Below are 17,725 nucleotides of genomic sequence, written 5' to 3' on the forward strand. Positions count from 1 at the left end.
CCAAGAGGCGAGACGCAATCGCGTTGACTTTCCGCCGCGCGCTCCCAATACTCCCGGAAAACCAGCAAAAAAACGTCATAAATGACGATAGCAATGGGGAGGACGCGATGCCGACGTCACGAAGGACGCTGCTCAAGACTTCCGCGGCTGCCGCCGCCGCATTCAGCTTCGATTGGACACGGGCGCAGGCGCAGGCCGAAACGGTGCGCATCGGCACCGTCTACGACATGACGGGCCCGTTCGCCGCCGGCGGCTCGGTCGCCTCCTCGATCGGCAACGACATCGCGATCGAGATGTGCAACGAGAAGGGCGGCATCGGCGGCAAGTACAAGATCGCCACCGTCAAGGTCGATTCCCAGAGCAAGGCCGACGTCGCGATCAACGAGGTCGAGCGGCTGATCAACCAGGAGAAGCTCGACATCATCGAGGGCGTGTTCTCCAGCGCGCATGCAGTGCCGCTGGCCGCCAAGGTCGAGCAGCACAAGAAGATCCTCTGGATCACCACCGCGGTGTCGACCGCGGTGTTCAAGGACCGCAACCTGCAATACGTGTTCCGCGCGCAGATCCATTCCGACCAGTATGGCCAGGCGTTCGGCGGCTTCCTCGCCGAGCACGCCAAGGCCAAGCTCGGCATGGATCCCAAGGACGTCAAGGTCGCGCTGATCCACGAGGACGGTCCCTACGGCGTCGGCGTCGCCGCGGCCGACGAGATGTTCGCGAAGGAAGCCGGACTCCAGGTCGTGCTCAAGGAGGGCTATTCGGCATCGGCCCCCGACCTCTCGGTGCTGGTCACCAAGCTGAAGCGCGCCAAGGCCGACGTCATCTCGCATGCCGGCTACAACCCCGACATCACACTGTTCCTGCGCCAGGCGCGCGAGAGCGGGCTGAAGTTCAAGATGCTGTTCGGCGCCGGCGCCGGCTACAGCCAGCTCGACAAGCTGCGCGCGACGTTCGCCGCCGACATCGACAATTTCTGCAACATCGATCCGGTGCCCGCGCAACTGCTCGATCCCGCCAAGCTGGCGCCGGGGATCGGCGACCTCACCAAGGCCATGGTGACGCGCTTCCGCGAAAAGACCAAAGCGACCGAGGTGCCGCCGCACTGCTCGATGGGCTTCAACCAGACCTGGATCCTGCTCAACAACGTGCTGCCGGTCGCCAAGGAGAAGTATGGCAGCTTCGAGCCCGAGGCGATCCGCAAGGCCGCGCTCGACGTCGACATTCCCCCGGGCGGCACCATCCAGGGCTACGGCGTCAAATTTTATCCGCCGGGCACGCCGATGGCCGGCCAGAACGAGCGCTCGACGCCGGTCGTGATGCAGAACGCCGGCGAGCACATCTCGGTGGTGTGGCCGACCAACATCAGGACACAGGACCCGGTGTTCCCGCTGCCGAAGAGCTCGATCTACGCGGCGTAGGGTTTTCCCTGCCTCGTCCCGCCCCTTGCCCCAACCCTCTCCCCGCAAGAGCGGGGCGAGCGAGCGCAGCGCCGATGCGGCGACCTCACAACGTCACCCGCCGCCCCTCGTCCGCGGACCAATAGCCGGCGTAATTCACCCTCGTCGTCTCGAACGCGAGCGCGAGGCCGGCGAGCGGTTGCCGCCCGGTCGCGACGCATTCCATGAAGTCCTGGATCTCCTGCAGATAGCCGCGGGTCCATTCCTCCTCGAGGCAGACATATTGCCAGCCGGTTTTGCGGTCGACCTTTTCGGTGATGTAGACGGAAGCGAGCTTCTCCTCGCTGGTCTGGTAGCTCGTGAGATGCGTGTTCGGCGTGATGTTGGCGAACAGCGCGCCGCCGCTCGTGTAGGTCTCGATCAGATTGCGCACGCCGCCCATGATCATGTCGCCCGAGAACACCGTGGCCTTGGTGCCGTCGGAGAAGGTCAGGGTCAACGCACCCCAATCCTCGACGTCGACCGGATTGGACTTGATGTAGGTGCGCTCCTCCGGCTTGAGACCCGCGGTGACATTGCCGACGTCGCAGGTGACGCTGGCGACATGGATCGTCTCGCCGCGCGCGCGGGCCTCGACCTGCTTGAGATGGAGCACCGCCGACAGCGGATGGCAGCCCATCCGGACCAGCGAGCCGCCGCCCGTCATCGCCCATTCCGCGGCATGCGCCGCGTGCGAGCCGGAATGGCTCTCCTCGCCCTTCATGAACAGGATCTTGTCGCCTGTCGCGCGGATGATCTCCGCGGTCTTGGTCACCGCAGGGGCGTAGATCCAGTCCTCGGCATACATGAAGAGCCTGCCGGTCCGCTCGATGGCGGCGCGGGTCCCTTCCATCTCCTCCATCACGCGCTGGTACATCAGCGCCTTCGGCACGTGCCGGCCGATCGGCCGCCTGTCGCCCTCGCGACCGAAATAGCCGCTGAACGGCTTCTCGCAGATCACGTGCTTGCCGCTCTGCATCGCCTCGACGATCATCGCGGCGTGCAGACTGGGCGGCGTGCAGATGTCGATGACATCGAGCTCGCGGTCGGCGACCAGCTCGGCGAAACTGCGATAGGCGTTCGGGATCCGGTGCCTGCGGGCGAAGTCGACGACGTGATCACCGCGCGCCGCAACCGCCCTCACCTCCACATCGACGCCGTAGACGCGCCGATAGGCAACCATATGCAGCTCCGACACGAAGCCGCAGCCGGCCAGACCGATCCTGATCGTTGTCATCGGGGACGCTTCCGTGTTGCACGCCGGCGCAGCCTAGCGCACGGCCGTCACGGCGTCGAATGCATCCCCGCCGGGACATGCGCGGGACTTCAGTCCGGCGCCTTGAAATCGTAGGAGATGCGTCCGGCCGGCAGATAGAACAGGGCGATCACCGCGCCGCCCCTGACTTCGGGATAGTGCCGGCTGCCGGGATCGGGCGCCGTCCAGCCCGGTCCCTGCCACCCCTGCAGTCCCTTCAACTGGGCGCCCTTGTCGAGGGGAACGACGAGGTTGAGTTCGCCATAGGGGTGACCGTGATACTCCCCGCGCAACACGTCGTGATCGTCCTCGTCCTTGAATCGACGCGGATCGGCGCTGTTCATGTAGACCGCGGTGATGCTGAACTGGAACGTTTCAGGGATCGGCTCGAGAATGCGGCTGCGCCGATAGTTCGGCCCCTCAACTTCCTGGTTCGCCGCCCAGCCTTCCTCGACGCCGATCCTGATCAGGCGCGCGAGGTCCTGATAGAGCGCGCTCGCTTCTCCATAGGTCTCGTTGAGCCATCGTTCCATCGCCGCTCCCGGCGTCATGTCCCTGACCTCGCGCAGAAATGGAATACTGCGCTCGATAAGCTGCTCCCGGCTTCCCATGACCATCTCCTTGTCCTGATAAGTGTCTAGTTCTCGAAACCCCTGAAGGAGGCGAATTCGTTCACCGCTGCGCGCGGCATCAATCGTCGCGTCGCCGCGTTGTTCGCGTGACCGATCGAGATGCCGCAGACCACCATCTGCTCCGCCGGGATCGACAGGAGCGAACGCAGAATCCGGTGGTACTTTGCGAATGTCTCCTGGGGGCAGGACTGCAGTCCGCAGCCTGCTGCCGCCAGCATCACGTTCTGGATGAACATCCCGAGATCGAGCCAGCTTCCGATTTCGAGCCGGCGGTCGATGGTGACGATCAGCCCGACCGGCGCGCCGAAGAAGGCATAATTCCTTGCCGTCTGCCGGCCGCGCGCCTCGGTATCGGTCTGAGCTATTCCGAGCGAGCCGTAGAACAGCCGTCCGAACTGCTGCCGACGATCGAGATAGGGCTGGGGCAAGTCGCTGGCGTAGTATCTGTACTCGGATACGTGTTGGTCCCGTGCTTCCTCGTGCGCGCGCAGGAGCGCAGCCGATACCTCGTCCCTCGCAGTGCCGGCGAGGACATGGACGTGCCAGGGCTGAATGTTCGCACCGCTCGGAGCGAACCGCGCCACGCCGAGAATCTGCTCGATGATGTGTCGCGGAACCGGCGCATCGGAGAACGCGCGGCATGCGAAGCGACCCGCGATGATCTCGTCGATGGTGCCCCGCGTGAATCCAGGCGCGGTGCCCTCGCCGATGACGGCTTCGTTCGTTCGACCCGGTCCATCTTGGCCCGACCTTACCCAGGCGTTCATCGCTGCTCTCCTCCCAACCCGGCGGCCGCCATCTTGACCAGAACGCGCGGCTACGGAAGTGAAAGTCTTGCAGCTTGATCCTGAACCGCCTTCAGATCGCGGACCGCACCGGTACGCGATCCGACGTTCGTTCGGTTGCATCCAGCGTGCGGCTGGCCTTAACTGCGTTCGATCGCAGTAATTTCTCGATCCGCGCTCACGGGACTCTCATCGTGTCCGTTTCGTTCAAGACATTGGACCTGAACCTGCTCAAGGTCTTCGACGCCGTGATGGAAGAGCGCAGCGTGCTGCGGGCCAGTCAGAAGGTCGCACTGAGCCAGTCGGCCGTCAGCCATTCGCTCGCGCGACTGCGCGAGATGCTGGGCGACGATCTGTTCGTCCGTACCGCAACCGGCATGCAGCCGACGGCGCGGGCGCTGACGATGGCGCCGCAGGTTCGTCAGGCCCTGCAATCGCTCGAAGCCGCCGTTGAGTTGCCGACCTTCGTTCCGGCCGCTTCCACCAGGCAGTTCACGCTGGCCGCCAACGACTTCACCACGATGGCGCTGGCGTCCCCGCTGCTGAAGATACTCGGCCGGGAAGCTCCGGGAATCGACCTGACGATCCGGCCGGTGACCCGGATCGACCTTGCCGAGCAGATCGACCTTGGCCGCATCGATGTCGCCATCGGGGTTTTCTCGACGCCGCCGAGCCGCTTCCGCACCGCACTGCTGTTCGAATATGACGATGTCCTGGTGGTTGGCCGAAAGCGCAAGCTCGGCCGGCTCGACAAGGCCAGGCTCGCAAGCCTGCCGCTGGTTGTCGTCTCCTTCGGCGGCGAACAGGAGGGAGCGATCGGCGGCTTCATCTCCGAGCGTGGTCTCGCGCGAAGGTCTGAGATGTACGACCGCACCGCGCTCGAACGGGCACTATCCGACAGCGACCGGCCAGCGCGGATCGCGGTGACGTTGCCGCATTTCCTTGCGGTTCCCGCCTTGCTGGCGGATTCCGAACTCGCGGCCATCGTTCCGCGCCCGTTGGCACGCGCGCTCGGGCAAACGCATGCCATCGCGACCTACGAGTTGCCATACGCCACGACGCCGGTGGAAGTCCGGCTGCTGTGGCACGAGCGCGTCGAGGGCGAACCATCGCACGAGTGGCTTCATGACCTGCTCCGGCGCGCGACCGAGGAGCTGCGCCACGGACGCTAGACGTCGAAGAACACCGTCTCCTGGTCGCCCTGGAGATGGACGTCGAGCGTGTAGACATTGCCCGATCCCGCCTTCCGCGCGATCAACGTGGCGCGGCGATCGGCCGGCACCAGCGCGAGCACGGGATCGCCGGCGTTGCCTGCTTCGTCGTCGAAATAGATCCGCGTGTACAGGTGCAGCAGCATGCCGCGCGCGAACACCGCGAGCAGGATATGCGGCGCCTGCGGCTTGCCGTCGGGATCCGGCACCACGCCCGGCTTGATGGTATCGAATGCGTAGGCGCCATTCCTGTCAGTGCCGACCCGGCCGAAGCCCTTGAAGCTTGAGTTCGGCAGCGCACGCTTGTCCTGGGGGTCGGAGAAGCGGCCCTGCGCGTCGGCCTGCCAGATCTCCAGCATGCAATCCGGGATCACGGCGCCGTCGCCGTCATAGACCTTGCCCTCGACGCGGATGCGCTCGCCCGACGTATCGGCCGTCACCAGATTGCTGGTGAATGCGTCGTTCCATTCATACTCGCCATTCGGCGTCAGGCCGTACTTGAAATAGGGGCCGACGGTTTGCGAGGGCGTGATCCCATCAGGGCGCTGGTTCGGCACTTACTTGGTCTCCATCGGCGTGGCGTTGCGTCCGCGCAGCACGATATCGAAGCGGTAGCACAGCGCCCATTCGGGCTTGGTGTTGTCGAGGTCGAACGAGGAGATCATCCGCGCGCGCGCCTTCTCGTCGGTCACCGAGTTGAAGATCGGATCGAACGGGAATAGCGGATCGCCGGGGAAATACATTTGCGTCACGAGGCGCGAGATGAAGGAGTGGCCGAACACCGAGAAGTGGATATGCGCGGGCCGCCAGGCATTGTGATGATTGCCCCAGGGATAGGCGCCGGGTTTGATGGTGACGAATTTGTAGTAGCCCGCCGCATCCGACTGCGTGCGGCCCGCGCCGGTGAAATTCGGATCGAGCGGCGCCGGGTGCTGGTCGACGACATGGATGTAGCGGCCGCAGGCATTGGCCTGCCACAGCTCGACCAGCACGTTCGGCACGCCGCGGCCGTCCTCGTCGCGGACATGACCGTGCACGATGATGCGCTCGCCGAGTGGCTCGCCCTTCGCCTGGATGGTGAGGTCGCTGTCGTGCTCGCGCACGGTCTCATGACCATAGACCGGCCCGGTGAGTTCCGAGAGCGTGTGGCGCATCGGGATCAAGGGCTTCTGCGGCGAACGCTTGACGGTGGAGCGATAGGCCGGCGAAAGCCGCGCCGGATGCGCCGCGAGCGACTGCAGCGGATATTGCAAGGTCATGGCGAGTTCCTCCGCGGGTTCGCGCGACGGCGAGCCGTGCGCAGATCATTATCGAACATAACCAATTTGGGAAAGGGCTGTTTTTGCATCTTTCAAGCCGCTGATTTGGTTCGGTTTTCGATCGCGCCTCGACGCCATGGCCGACGTCGGCGCGCATAGTTGCCAAGGCAAGCTTCTGGTCCGCGATTGATGCTCTGCACGGCGATCAGCGCCCGCCCGGCCGGTCTCGCTTGCACGCAATGGCACGCGACATTCCCGGGTCATAACGAAAGCAAATCCGGACCGATCCACAAAGACGATTTCCATTTTCACGTCGCCTTCATGATGGTCTCTTTGCACCAAAGAGATTCGGCATGGCCAGGCGGATCTCGAGCGGGTGATCGAAGCGAGACCCTGTTCGTGCGGTTGTGCGCGCAAATATTCAATCTAAAGATGCAATATATGATGTTATTTCTATTAGGTTGACTCTCTGCAAATCAACTTGTAGACGGCTGCTCTGTGACATCTCGGCGGGATCTAATGAAAAACGGAACCATTAGCGACGCACGTCTGAAGTCCCTCCGCAAGCAGTGGCAACAACCGGAATGGCCTCGCGCGAACTGTTTTAACTGCGTGAGCAGCGTGGACAATCGCATGCAAGCGATTTTCTGACCGTTGGCGGGATGGGGCATGCGTCAAGCATCGCTTGGAGTGCGATCGCATTTGGCGTTTCCGCGATTGCCTTGTTCTTCAACTAGGCAAGCTCGAGAGGCGTGTTGGGGATGAATGCAGGGCTATGGTCTGTCGAAGGCTCCCGAATCGATGGAAAGAGAGTTTTCGGTCCCCGGATTCTGAACATCTCCAATCCCTTCAACGGCGAAACCGTGGGGGCTGTAAGCATGATCTCGACGGACGATGTCTCACGTGCGCTCAGGATCGCATGGACATATCGATCGACCCTGACGCGGGCCGAGCGCGGCGAGGTACTGTTCAGGGCTGCTTCGGAACTGTCCAATAATCTCGAAGAGGCCTCCCTGCTGATATCCCTCGAGTCAGGCCTGAGCAAACGCGATACAAGGCACGAGGTCTCCAGGGTCATAGACGTCCTTACAATGGCGGCCAGCGAGGTCCTCCAGGATGACGGGACGTGTCAGGCCGGTGACGTCGGCCGCAGCCCCAAGCGACGAAGAACGATCACACAACGAGAACCGCTACTCGGGGTCATTGCGGCGATCACGCCCTTCAATCATCCGATGAATCAGGTCGCCCACAAGGTGATTCCGGCCATCGCGACGAACAATCGGATCGTGTTGAAGCCGTCGGAGAAGGCGCCGCTGTCCGCGCTTTACTTTGCAGACCTTCTGTATCGAGCCGGCCTGCCTCCCGCCATGTTCCAGGTCGTCGTCGGCAATCCGCGAGCCATCGTCGCGCAATTTGCCGATAGTCAGTTCGTCAGTCTCCTGACGTTCACGGGTAGCGTCGGTGTCGGAAAACAGATTGCCGGTCTCGCCATCTACAAGCGACTTATCCTGGAATTGGGAGGCAATGACCCGCTCATCGTGATGGACGATGCCGATGTTGACCGGGCCGCCGCGCTCGCCGCTCACGGCGCTTACGCGAATTCGGGGCAACGTTGTACCGCAGTCAAGCGGATCATGGTGCATCGATCGCTTGCGAGCAGATTCACCGACGCCCTGGCCGCGAACACGAGGCGATGGGTCTGTGGGAACCCGCTCGCTGACGACACGGACGTGGGCACGGTCATCGACACCGCCGCTGCCGAGAGAATCGAACTCGCGGTCAATGATGCAGTAGGGCGCGGCGCAAGGGTGGTTCTCGGGCACCGAAGAGAGGGTGCACTTTACAGTCCAACCATTCTGGCGAATGTGTGCTCGACGATGCCACTCGTTACGGAAGAGACCTTTGGACCAGTCGCACCCGTCATCACCTTCAATTGCATAGAAGAAGCCATCGCGATCGCGAATGGCACGCCGTTTGGCCTGTCGTCGGGGATCTGTTCCAATCGTCTGGATTACATCGACCGCTTCATGCACGAGCTTCAGGTCGGCAGCATCAACGTCTGGGACGTTCCGGGCTATCGAACGGAGAGAACGCCCTTTGGAGGCATCAAGGATTCCGGACTCGGTCACAAGGAGGGCGTACTGGAAGCGATGAAGGCCTACACCAACATCAAGACCTTGTCGCTCCCGTGGGGTGTCAGCTGACGGGGTCGAGCTAACCCTCGACATTGCGCGCGGCCGAACAGCTGCGCGCCGGAAGCCTCGTCGAATCCTGGACGGCCCGATCCTCCAGGAACTTCGGTTCCGATTCGATCAGAACCGAAGTCGTCCTAGTTCAGCTTTTCGATCGCGACCGCGACGCCCTGGCCGACGCCGACGCACATGGTTGCCAGGGCGAGCTTTCCGCCCCGCTTCTCCATGCCGTGCACGGCGGTCAAGACCAGCCGGGAGCCGCTCATTCCGAGCGGGTGGCCGAGCGCAATCGCGCCGCCATGCGGATTGACGAAATCGGCGTCCTCCTTGACGCCGAGCTGGCGCAGACAGGCGATCCCCTGCGAGGCGAAGGCTTCATTGAGCTCGATCAGATCGAAATCCGACACCTTGATGCCGAGACGCGCGACGAGTTTCTGGGTCGCCGGCACCGGGCCGATACCCATGATGCGCGGCGGCACGCCGGCCGACGCAAGCCCGAGGATTCTTGCACGTGGCGTCAGGCCGTGCTTTTTCACCGCGGCTTCAGAGGCGAGGATCATCGCGGCGGCGCCGTCATTCACGCCCGACGCATTACCGGCGGTCACCGTGCCCGGATTGCGCACGATCGGCTTCAGTTTTGCCAATCCTTCGAGCGTGGTCTCGGGACGCGGATGCTCGTCCTTGTCGACGGTGATGGGGCCGGCCTTGCCGCCGGGCACCTGGATCGGCGTGATCTCCTCGGCGAAATAGCCCGATGCGATCGCAGCACCGGCGCGCTGCTGCGAGCGGATCGCCATGGCGTCCTGATCGGCGCGCGAAATCTGGAATTCCTCCGCGACGTTCTCGCCGGTCTCCGGCATCGCGTCGACGCCATATTGCGCCTTCATCAGGGGATTGATGAAGCGCCAGCCGATCGTGGTGTCGTAGATGTCGGCCGAGCGCGAGAACGCTTCCGCCGCCTTGCCCATCACGAAGGGCGCGCGCGTCATCGATTCGACGCCGCCGGCAATCGCAAGATCGATCTCGCCGGCGCGGATGGCGCGGCCCGCGGCACCGACCGCGTCGAGGCCGGAGGCGCAGAGGCGATTAAGGGTCTGGCCGGGAACCGAGTCCGGCAATCCGGCGAGCAGCAGCGCCATGCGCGCGACGTTGCGGTTGTCCTCGCCGGCCTGGTTGGCGCAGCCGAAATAGACCTCGTCGACCGCCGTCCAGTCGAGCGTCGGGTGCTTGGCCATCAGCGCCTTGATCGGGGCCGCGGCGAGATCATCGGCGCGCACCTTGGCGAGCGAGCCGCCAAAACGGCCGATCGGGGTCCGCACGGCATCGCAAATGAATACATCACGCATTGAATCTCTCCCTGGATGCCGCGGTTTAGGGGCCGGATGACTGGAACCTGGCCAGAGTTTTAGGAGCGTGCCCGCGGCAGGTCAATCGACCGGAACGCGCGTCAAGCGCGCATTGCCGTGATGCCTCGTCATATCCCGAGGCCGTGGAGAGGGTGGAAAACCCTCACCCCTCGGATATGACCGCGCCGCGAAATTCTGTAGTTTCCGGCCCCTCATGACCATTCAACAGCCGATCCCCGCTCCGCCCGACGCTGCGTCCGCCGCCGAGGCGCCGTCGCGCGTCACGCCGATGATGGAACAGTATCTGGAGATCAAGGCGACCCACCCCGGCCTGTTGCTGTTCTACCGGATGGGCGATTTCTACGAGCTGTTCTTCGAGGATGCCGAGATCGCTTCCAGAGCGCTCGGCATCGTGCTCACCAAGCGCGGCAAGCATCAGGGCATGGACATCCCGATGTGCGGCGTTCCGGTCGAGCGCTCCGAAGACTATCTGCATCGCCTGATCGGTGCCGGACATCGCGTCGCGGTGTGCGAGCAGACCGAGAACCCCGCGGAGGCAAAGGCCCGCGGCAACAAGAGCGTGGTGCGCCGCGGCGTGGTGCGGCTGGTGACGCCGGGGACGTTAACCGAAGACACGCTGCTCGATGCGCGCACCAACAATTACCTGATCGCGATCGCGCGCGCCCGCGGCTCGGCCGGTGCGGACCGGCTCGGCCTCGCCTGGATCGACATCTCGACCTCGGAATTCATGGTGACGGAATGTGCGACCGCGGAGCTTGCGGCGACGCTGGCGCGCATCAATCCGAACGAGGCTGTCGTCACCGATGCGCTCTATGGCGACACCGAGCTTGCGCCCACGCTGCGTGAACTGCCGTCGGTGACGCCGCTGACCCGCGACGTCTTCGACAGCGCCACCGCAGAGCGGCGGCTGTGCGACTATTTCGCGGTCGCGACCATGGACGGCCTGTCGGCAATGTCGCGGCTGGAAGCGACCGCCGCGGCCGCCGCCGTCACCTATATCGACCGCACCCAGGTCGGAAGGCGTCCGCCGCTGTCGCCGCCGGCGCGCGAGGCCGCGGGCACCACGATGGCGATCGACCCGGCAACCCGGGCCAATCTCGAGCTGACGCGGACGCTGGCCGGCGAACGCCGCGGCTCGCTGCTCGATGCGATCGACTGCACCGTGACCGCAGCCGGGTCGCGGCTGCTGGCGCAGCGGCTTGCCGCGCCGCTCACCGATGTTGCCGTGATCTCACGACGGCTCGATGCGGTCTCGGCCTTCGTCGCCGACAGCGCGGCGCGAGAGGACATCCGCACGGTGCTGCGCTCGGCACCCGACATGTCACGCGCGCTGGCGCGGCTATCAGTCGGCCGCGGCGGTCCACGCGACCTCGCAAGCCTGCGCGACGGCATCCTCGCCGCCGACCAGGCGCTCGAACTGCTCGTGCTGACCGACGCTCCGCCGGCAGAAATAGCGGCGGTGATGGCGGCGCTGCGCCGCCCCTCCCGGGATCTCGCGCAGGAATTCTCCCGCGCGCTGTCCGAGCATCTGCCGCTGATCAGGCGCGACGGCGGCTTCGTCCGCGAGGGCTATGAAGCCGCGCTCGACGAGAGTCGGAACCTGCGCGATGCCTCGCGCCTCGTCGTCGCCGCGATGCAGGCGCGCTATGCCGAGGACACCGGCATCAAGACCTTGAAGATCCGGCACAACAATGTGCTCGGCTATTTCGTCGAAGTCACCGCGCAGCACGGCGACCGGCTGCTGGCGCCGCCGCTGAACGCGACCTTCATCCATCGCCAGACCCTCGCGGGCCAGATCCGCTTCACCACGGCGGAGCTCGGCGAGACCGAGGCCAAGATCGCCAATGCCGGCGAGCGCGCGCTCAACCTCGAGCTCGAGATCTTCGAGCGGCTGAGCGCAATGGCGCTCGCCGCCAGCGACGACTTGCGCAACGCCGCCCACGCCTTTGCGATGCTCGACGTCGCCACCGCGCTGGCGAAGCTCGCGATCGACGACAACTACGTGCGGCCCGAGGTCGACGGCTCGCTCGGCTTTGCCATCGAGGGCGGCCGGCATCCGGTGGTCGAGCAGGCCCTGAAGCGCGACGGCCAGCCCTTCATCGCCAATGCCTGCGATCTGTCGCCTGCGCCCGGACAAAAATCCGGTCAACTCTGGCTCATCACCGGTCCGAACATGGCCGGCAAATCGACCTTCCTGCGCCAGAACGCACTGATCGCGCTGCTGGCGCAGGTCGGCTCTTTCGTGCCGGCGTCGCGGGCGCGGCTCGGCATCGTCGACCGCCTGTTCTCGCGCGTCGGTGCCGCCGACGACCTGGCGCGCGGGCGCTCCACCTTCATGGTCGAGATGGTCGAGACCGCCGTCATCCTCAACCAGGCGAGCGAGCGGTCGCTGGTGATCCTCGACGAGATCGGTCGCGGCACCGCGACCTTCGACGGGCTTTCGATCGCCTGGGCCGCGATCGAGCACCTGCATGAGAGCAACCGCTGCCGCACGCTGTTCGCGACGCATTATCACGAGCTGACCGCGCTCTCGGCCAGGCTGCCGCGGATGTTCAACGCCACCGTGCGGGTCAAGGAATGGCAGGGCGACGTGGTGTTCCTGCACGAGGTGCTGCCCGGCTCGGCCGACCGCTCCTACGGCATCCAGGTCGCCAAGCTCGCAGGCCTGCCGCCCGCCGTGATCGCGCGTGCCAAATCGGTGCTGGCGAAGCTCGAAGCACAGGACCGCGGCCAGACGGCGCGAGCGCTGGTCGATGACCTCCCGCTGTTCGCCGTCCCCTCGCGCGCCGCCGCCGAGGACGCACCGCCCAGCGAGGCGGATCTGCTGGTGCAGGCAGTGAAGGCGCTGCATCCGGACGAGATGTCGCCGCGCGAGGCGCTGGATGCGCTCTATGCGCTGAGGGCGAAGCTGCCGAAGGGGTAAGCCTGTAGCGCGGATGCAACGAAGCGAAATCCGGGACCGCGCTCACCCGTTGCGCGACTGATCCCGGATTACGCTGCGCTCCATCCGGGCTACGGCCCCCTCAACCATCATTGCGGACTCCACGCAATGACGGGGTCAGGTTCGCGCCTTCTTCCTCCGTCCGTTCCACCACAGCGTCAGGTTCCACAGAATGCAGGTGGCGAGCGCGCAGCACAGCCCGATCGCCGAGCCGAATTGCAGCACGGCGACATGCACCATCGCGACGCCGAGGCCGAAGCCGAGCAGGCCCCAGGCGCTGTTGGCGAGCACGGCGGCGGTGGCGGGGCCGCCGATGCGCGGATGCAGGATCAGCATCATCGAGGAGAACACGATCGGAAACAGCGCCATCACGCCGGTGACGCGCGGCCCGACCCATCCCGAGGTCGTGACCACGGTTCCGACCAGGCTTGCGACCAGCGCTGCGCGCAGCGGGATATCGTACCAGCGCCGCGCGATCAGCGGCATCTTCGCGACGTGGCGATAGGGTTTCAGCAGCGGGATGCAGACCGCGAAAGTGATGGCATTGATGATCAGCCCGCCGGCCAGCGTCCACTCGAACTGGCGGATGATGGTGGCGAGCACCAGCCACACCGCAATTGCACTGCCTGCGCTGATCCACATGCCGCGGCGCTGCGCCAGCACGGCGTAGACGAGGCCCATCAGGATCGTCGCCGCATTGACCGGCAGGCTCGACAGCGCGCCCTCGGCGATGAAGGCGGCGTCATGATCGAGCGCGAGGAAGGTGTAGGACGGCCCGGCCGAGATCGGCAATGTCGCGATCAACGCGCCGATCACCGGCCCCGAACGCTCGGTGATGATGGAGGCGCTGACCACGAACGCGGCCGCAACGGCCATGCGCAGGATGGTCAGGAGGAGGAATTGCAGTTCGGGGGACATTATCCTGCGTCGTCCCGGCGAAGGCCGGGACCCAAAACCACGAAAATTCGCGAGGAACGAAAGCCGTCGAGCGGCGCGGCTGGAGTCGAAAGAACACGGCGTATGGGCCCCGGCCTTCGCCGGGGCGACGAGACATCACACCCGCTGCATCGACACCGTGACCTTCGGTCCGTTCCTGATGGTCTGGTAGACCACGCAATAGCGCTCGGTGAGCTTGAGCAGGAGGTCGAGCTTGTCCTGCGGCGCGTCGGTGCCGACGTCAAAGCGCAGGCGGATTTCGCGGAAGCCGACCGGGGCCTCCTTGTCGATGCCCAGCGTGCCGCGGAAATCGAGGTCGCCTTCGGCGAAGACGTTGCCGCTCCTGAGCGGTACCTCGACCGCCGTGGCCACCGATTTCAGCGTGACCCCGGCACAGGCGACCAGCGCCTCCAGCAGCATGTCGCCGGAACAGAGCTCGAGCCCCGACCCCCCGGTGGCGGGATGGAGACCTGCGACCGCGAGCGCCCGGCCGGTCTCGACCTTGCAGGAAAGGCTCTCATTGTCGATCGAGCCCCTGGCCTTCAGCGTGATCATTGCGGTCGAGGGATCGGCCTTGTAGCGCTCCTTGATCGGGGCCTGCATTGCGCGGAGTTCGGCGGAGTCCATGGTTCTGCTCCCGGCTGTTCTTGTTGTCTGCCGGTGTAAGGCCTTACTGCGCGGATGTCACCCACCACATCGCCTCGCCTGGCTTCGAAGCCGGGTCGTGCGCGTTGAAGAAATCCTTTTAAGTTCAGATGGTTCGGCTTGCGATCCACGCGAAAATCCATACCTTCGCTAAGCTGCGCGAGAACCGTCTAGCGGCTGCAACAGCCTGGAGCTGCCGCCGTTATACTTTGGTCAGTGACAGCAAAGGCCGCGTCCGTTATCGGAATGAGCATGGACAGTATTGTAGCCGAGGGCCGCGCGGACGCGGATGATCGTTTCGAGACCGCCCGAGTCACCACCGCGATCAACGCCCTCGCCGAACAGCATTCCGGCCGGGAGGACCAGTTCCGCGCTGCGATGGCGCAACTGCTCAAGGCCGAGCTGATCGCGGCGCGCGCGAAGGCGCAGGCGCTGCTGCTCAAGGACCGTCACGGCCGCCGCTGCGCCGAACGACTCTGCTTCGTGCAGGACGAGATCATCCGCATCCTCTACGCCGCGGCCACCCGGCATCTCTATCACTCGCCGATCCCGTCAGGCGCCGAGCGCATGGCGGTGGTGGCGACCGGCGGCTATGGCCGCGGCCTGATGGCGCCGGAGTCCGATATCGATCTGCTCTTCATCCTGCCCTACAAGCAGACTGCCTGGGGCGAGCAGGTCGCGGAAGCGATCCTCTATTGCCTCTGGGACATGGGGCTGAAGGTCGGCCACGCCACCCGCTCGGTCGACGAATCGATCCGCCAGGCACGCGGCGACATGACGATCCGCACCGCGATCCTGGAGACGCGGTACCTCGCCGGCGACCAGCCGCTCTACAACGAGCTGGTCGAGCGGTTCGACAGGGAGGTGGTGCAGGGCTCCGCATCCGAGTTCGTCACCGCCAAGCTCGCCGAGCGCGAGGAACGGCACCGCCGTGGCGGCCAGTCGCGCTATCTGGTCGAGCCGAATGTCAAGGATGGCAAGGGCGGCCTGCGCGACCTGCACACGCTGTTCTGGATCGCCAAATACGTCTACCGCGTGCGCGAAACCGACGAGCTGCTGGAGCGCGGCGTGTTCGACGCCCAGGAGTATCGCACCTTCCGCCGCTGCGCCGATTTCCTCTGGTCGGTACGCTGCAATCTGCATTTCTTCGCAGGCCGCGCCGAAGAGCGGCTGTCGTTCGACATGCAGCGCGAGATCGCGGTCCGCCTCGGCTATACTTCGCATCCCGGCATGCAGGACGTCGAGCGCTTCATGAAGCACTACTTCCTGGTTGCGAAGGACGTCGGCGACCTCACCGCCATCCTGTGCGCCAAGCTCGAGGAAGAGCAGAAGAAGCCGGCACCGGTGCTGAGCCGGATGGTGGCGCGCTTCCGGCCTTCGACCAAGCGACGGCGCGTGCCCGAGAGCGACGACTTCATCGTCGACAACAACCGGATCAACCTCGCGGCGCCCGACGTCTTCAAGCAGGATCCGGTCAATCTGATCCGGATCTTCCGCCTCGCGCAGAAGAACAACCTCGCCTTCCATCCCGACGCGATGCGAACGGTGACGCGCTCGCTGAGGCTGGTGAACACGGAGCTGCGCGATCATCCCGAAGCCAACCGCCTGTTCATGGAGATCCTGACCTCCGACAATGCGGAGACCGTGCTGCGGCGTATGAACGAGACCGGAGTACTCGGCCATTTCATCCGCGCTTTCGGCAAGATCGTGTCGATGATGCAGTTCAACATGTACCACCACTACACGGTGGACGAGCATCTGATCCGCTGCATCGGCTTCCTGCAGGACATCGAGCGCGGCGGCAATGACGAGTTCGTGGTCGCCAGCGACCTGTTCCGCAAGATCCGTCCCGAGCACCGCGCCGTGCTGTACATCGCGACCCTGCTGCACGACGTCGCCAAGGGCCGTCCCGAGGATCACTCGATCGCCGGCGCCAAGGTGGCACGGCGGCTGTGCCCGCGGCTCGGCTTCTCGCCCGCCGACACCGAGCTGGTGGCCTGGCTCATCGAGGAACACCTCACGATGTCGACGGTGGCGCAATCGCGCGATTTGTCGGACCGCAAGACCATCGAGAACTTCGCCGCCGTGGTGCAGTCGGTCGAGCAGATGAAGCTGCTGACGATCCTGACCACCGCCGATATCCGGGGCGTCGGCCCGGGCGTCTGGAACGGCTGGAAGGCGCAGCTTCTGCGCACGCTCTATTACGAGACCGAGCCGGTCCTGACCGGCGGCTTCTCGGAAGTGAACCGCGCCCAGCGCATCGCGGTGGCGCAATCCGAATTCCGCGCCGCCTTCACCGAATGGCCGGAAACCGAGCTCAACGCCTATATCGGCCGGCACTATCCGGCCTACTGGCTCAAGGTCGAGCTGCCGCGCAAGATCCGCCAGGCGCGCTTCATCCGCTCGAGCGAGCAGGCCGGGCACAAGCTCGCGATCAATGTCGGCTTCGACGAGATCCGCGCCGTCACCGAGCTGACGCTGCTGGCAACCGACCATCCGTGGCTGCTGTCGATCATCGCCGGTGCCTGCGCCTCGGCCGGCGCCAACATCGTCGATGCCCAGATCTATACGACCACCGACGGCCGCGCGCTCGACACCATCTCGATCTCGCGCGAATACGACCGCGACGAGGACGAGGGAAGGCGCGCAACGCGGATCGGCGAGATGATCGAGGACGTGCTGGAGGGCAAGCTCAGACTGCCCGAGGCCGTGGCGCGGCGCTCCGTGCGCAACAAGACGCGGCCGTTCATCGTCGAGCCGGAGGTCACCATCAACAACCAGTGGTCCGACCGCTACACCGTGATCGAGGTCTCCGGCCTCGACCGGCCGGGCCTGCTGTACCAGCTCACCACCGCGATCTCGAAGCTCAACCTCAACATCGCCTCGGCGCATGTCGCGACCTTCGGCGAACGCGCCCGCGACGTGTTCTACGTCACCGATCTGCTCGGCGCCCAGATCACCGCGCCGACCCGCCAGGCCGCGATCAAGAGCGCGCTGTTGCATCTGTTGTCCAGCGAGGACAACGCGGCGGCGATGCCGGCGGCCTGATGACGATTCAACCTGATC

The 17,725-nt window shown here is 65.0% G+C and carries 13 protein-coding genes; 5 read left to right on the plus strand and 8 right to left on the minus strand.

Translation table 11 applies throughout. The features are described from left to right. The first annotated feature begins 107 nt into the window (after positions 1 to 107). On the plus strand, positions 108 to 1,418 hold the full coding sequence (locus JQ586_RS01925; protein ID WP_212392784.1) for an ABC transporter substrate-binding protein: 1,311 nt from the start codon (positions 108 to 110) through the stop codon (positions 1,416 to 1,418). Between the two features lie 85 nt (positions 1,419 to 1,503). On the opposite strand, the gene JQ586_RS01930 is transcribed toward JQ586_RS01925, so the two are convergent. The 3 genes from JQ586_RS01930 to JQ586_RS01940 form a co-directional block, all read right to left on the minus strand. Continuing rightward, positions 1,504 to 2,673 carry a Gfo/Idh/MocA family protein gene (locus tag JQ586_RS01930; RefSeq protein ID WP_212392785.1) on the minus strand — a complete coding sequence of 390 codons (1,170 nt, stop codon included), beginning with the start codon at positions 2,671 to 2,673 and terminating at the stop codon, positions 1,504 to 1,506. Positions 2,674 to 2,762: 89 nt separating this feature from the next. Beyond that, positions 2,763 to 3,302, minus strand: a complete 540-nt coding sequence (locus JQ586_RS01935) for a DUF4863 family protein (protein ID WP_212392786.1) — start codon at positions 3,300 to 3,302, stop codon at positions 2,763 to 2,765. A gap of 26 nt (positions 3,303 to 3,328) precedes the next feature. Continuing rightward, positions 3,329 to 4,090: a nitroreductase gene (locus JQ586_RS01940; protein ID WP_212392787.1), complete on the minus strand. Its 762-nt coding sequence runs from the start codon at positions 4,088 to 4,090 to the stop codon at positions 3,329 to 3,331. Between the two features lie 212 nt (positions 4,091 to 4,302). On the opposite strand from JQ586_RS01940, the gene JQ586_RS01945 reads away from it, so the two are divergent. Further along, a complete protein-coding gene (locus JQ586_RS01945) occupies positions 4,303 to 5,280 on the plus strand; it encodes a LysR family transcriptional regulator (protein WP_212392788.1) in 978 nt (325 codons plus the stop codon). On the opposite strand, the gene pcaG is transcribed toward JQ586_RS01945, so the two are convergent. Both pcaG and pcaH read right to left on the minus strand, forming a co-directional pair. Beyond that, on the minus strand, positions 5,277 to 5,876 hold the full coding sequence (gene pcaG / locus JQ586_RS01950) for a protocatechuate 3,4-dioxygenase subunit alpha (RefSeq protein ID WP_212392789.1): 600 nt from the start codon (positions 5,874 to 5,876) through the stop codon (positions 5,277 to 5,279). The genes JQ586_RS01945 and pcaG overlap by 4 nt on opposite strands. Next, positions 5,877 to 6,578: a protocatechuate 3,4-dioxygenase subunit beta gene (gene pcaH, locus JQ586_RS01955; RefSeq protein WP_212392790.1), complete on the minus strand. Its 702-nt coding sequence runs from the start codon at positions 6,576 to 6,578 to the stop codon at positions 5,877 to 5,879. It lies immediately after the preceding gene. Positions 6,579 to 7,339: 761 nt separating this feature from the next. On the opposite strand from pcaH, the gene phnY reads away from it, so the two are divergent. Continuing rightward, positions 7,340 to 8,782 (plus strand): phosphonoacetaldehyde dehydrogenase, encoded by a 1,443-nt coding sequence (phnY, locus tag JQ586_RS01960; RefSeq protein WP_212392791.1) that lies wholly within the window; start codon positions 7,340 to 7,342, stop codon positions 8,780 to 8,782. A gap of 125 nt (positions 8,783 to 8,907) precedes the next feature. On the opposite strand, the gene pcaF is transcribed toward phnY, so the two are convergent. Further along, on the minus strand, positions 8,908 to 10,116 hold the full coding sequence (pcaF, locus tag JQ586_RS01965; RefSeq protein WP_212392792.1) for a 3-oxoadipyl-CoA thiolase: 1,209 nt from the start codon (positions 10,114 to 10,116) through the stop codon (positions 8,908 to 8,910). A gap of 214 nt (positions 10,117 to 10,330) precedes the next feature. On the opposite strand from pcaF, the gene mutS reads away from it, so the two are divergent. Next, positions 10,331 to 13,060, plus strand: a complete 2,730-nt coding sequence (gene mutS, locus JQ586_RS01970) for a DNA mismatch repair protein MutS (RefSeq protein WP_212392793.1) — start codon at positions 10,331 to 10,333, stop codon at positions 13,058 to 13,060. Positions 13,061 to 13,195: 135 nt separating this feature from the next. Here mutS and JQ586_RS01975 read toward each other — a convergent pair whose 3' ends face one another. Together JQ586_RS01975 and JQ586_RS01980 are read right to left on the minus strand one after the other, a co-directional pair. Then, a complete protein-coding gene (locus JQ586_RS01975; RefSeq protein ID WP_212392794.1) occupies positions 13,196 to 13,996 on the minus strand; it encodes a hypothetical protein in 801 nt (266 codons plus the stop codon). A gap of 135 nt (positions 13,997 to 14,131) precedes the next feature. Beyond that, positions 14,132 to 14,641: an OsmC family protein gene (locus tag JQ586_RS01980; RefSeq protein ID WP_212392795.1), complete on the minus strand. Its 510-nt coding sequence runs from the start codon at positions 14,639 to 14,641 to the stop codon at positions 14,132 to 14,134. 270 nt (positions 14,642 to 14,911) lie between these two features. Here JQ586_RS01980 and JQ586_RS01985 point away from each other — a divergent pair, with 270 nt between their 5' ends. Then, on the plus strand, positions 14,912 to 17,707 hold the full coding sequence (locus tag JQ586_RS01985; protein WP_212392796.1) for a [protein-PII] uridylyltransferase: 2,796 nt from the start codon (positions 14,912 to 14,914) through the stop codon (positions 17,705 to 17,707). The last annotated feature ends 18 nt before the right edge of the window (positions 17,708 to 17,725 follow it).

This window comes from Bradyrhizobium jicamae, from assembly GCF_018130215.1.
In the GTDB taxonomy this organism is placed as follows: Bacteria; Pseudomonadota; Alphaproteobacteria; order Rhizobiales; family Xanthobacteraceae; genus Bradyrhizobium; species Bradyrhizobium jicamae_A.

What these genes read in the sequence shown, in the direction of transcription:
- JQ586_RS01925 (WP_212392784.1), top strand. Translation starts at nt 108, where the DNA reads ATGCCGACGTCACGAAGGACGCTGCTCAAGACTTCCGCGGCTGCCGCC.
- JQ586_RS01930 (WP_212392785.1), bottom strand. Translation starts at nt 2,673, where the DNA reads ATGACAACGATCAGGATCGGTCTGGCCGGCTGCGGCTTCGTGTCGGAG.
- JQ586_RS01935 (WP_212392786.1), bottom strand. Translation starts at nt 3,302, where the DNA reads ATGGGAAGCCGGGAGCAGCTTATCGAGCGCAGTATTCCATTTCTGCGC.
- JQ586_RS01940 (WP_212392787.1), bottom strand. Translation starts at nt 4,090, where the DNA reads ATGAACGCCTGGGTAAGGTCGGGCCAAGATGGACCGGGTCGAACGAAC.
- pcaH (WP_212392790.1), bottom strand. Translation starts at nt 6,578, where the DNA reads ATGACCTTGCAATATCCGCTGCAGTCGCTCGCGGCGCATCCGGCGCGG.
- phnY (WP_212392791.1), top strand. Translation starts at nt 7,340, where the DNA reads ATGAATGCAGGGCTATGGTCTGTCGAAGGCTCCCGAATCGATGGAAAG.
- pcaF (WP_212392792.1), bottom strand. Translation starts at nt 10,116, where the DNA reads ATGCGTGATGTATTCATTTGCGATGCCGTGCGGACCCCGATCGGCCGT.
- mutS (WP_212392793.1), top strand. Translation starts at nt 10,331, where the DNA reads ATGACCATTCAACAGCCGATCCCCGCTCCGCCCGACGCTGCGTCCGCC.
- JQ586_RS01975 (WP_212392794.1), bottom strand. Translation starts at nt 13,996, where the DNA reads ATGTCCCCCGAACTGCAATTCCTCCTCCTGACCATCCTGCGCATGGCC.
- JQ586_RS01980 (WP_212392795.1), bottom strand. Translation starts at nt 14,641, where the DNA reads ATGGACTCCGCCGAACTCCGCGCAATGCAGGCCCCGATCAAGGAGCGC.
- JQ586_RS01985 (WP_212392796.1), top strand. Translation starts at nt 14,912, where the DNA reads ATGGACAGTATTGTAGCCGAGGGCCGCGCGGACGCGGATGATCGTTTC.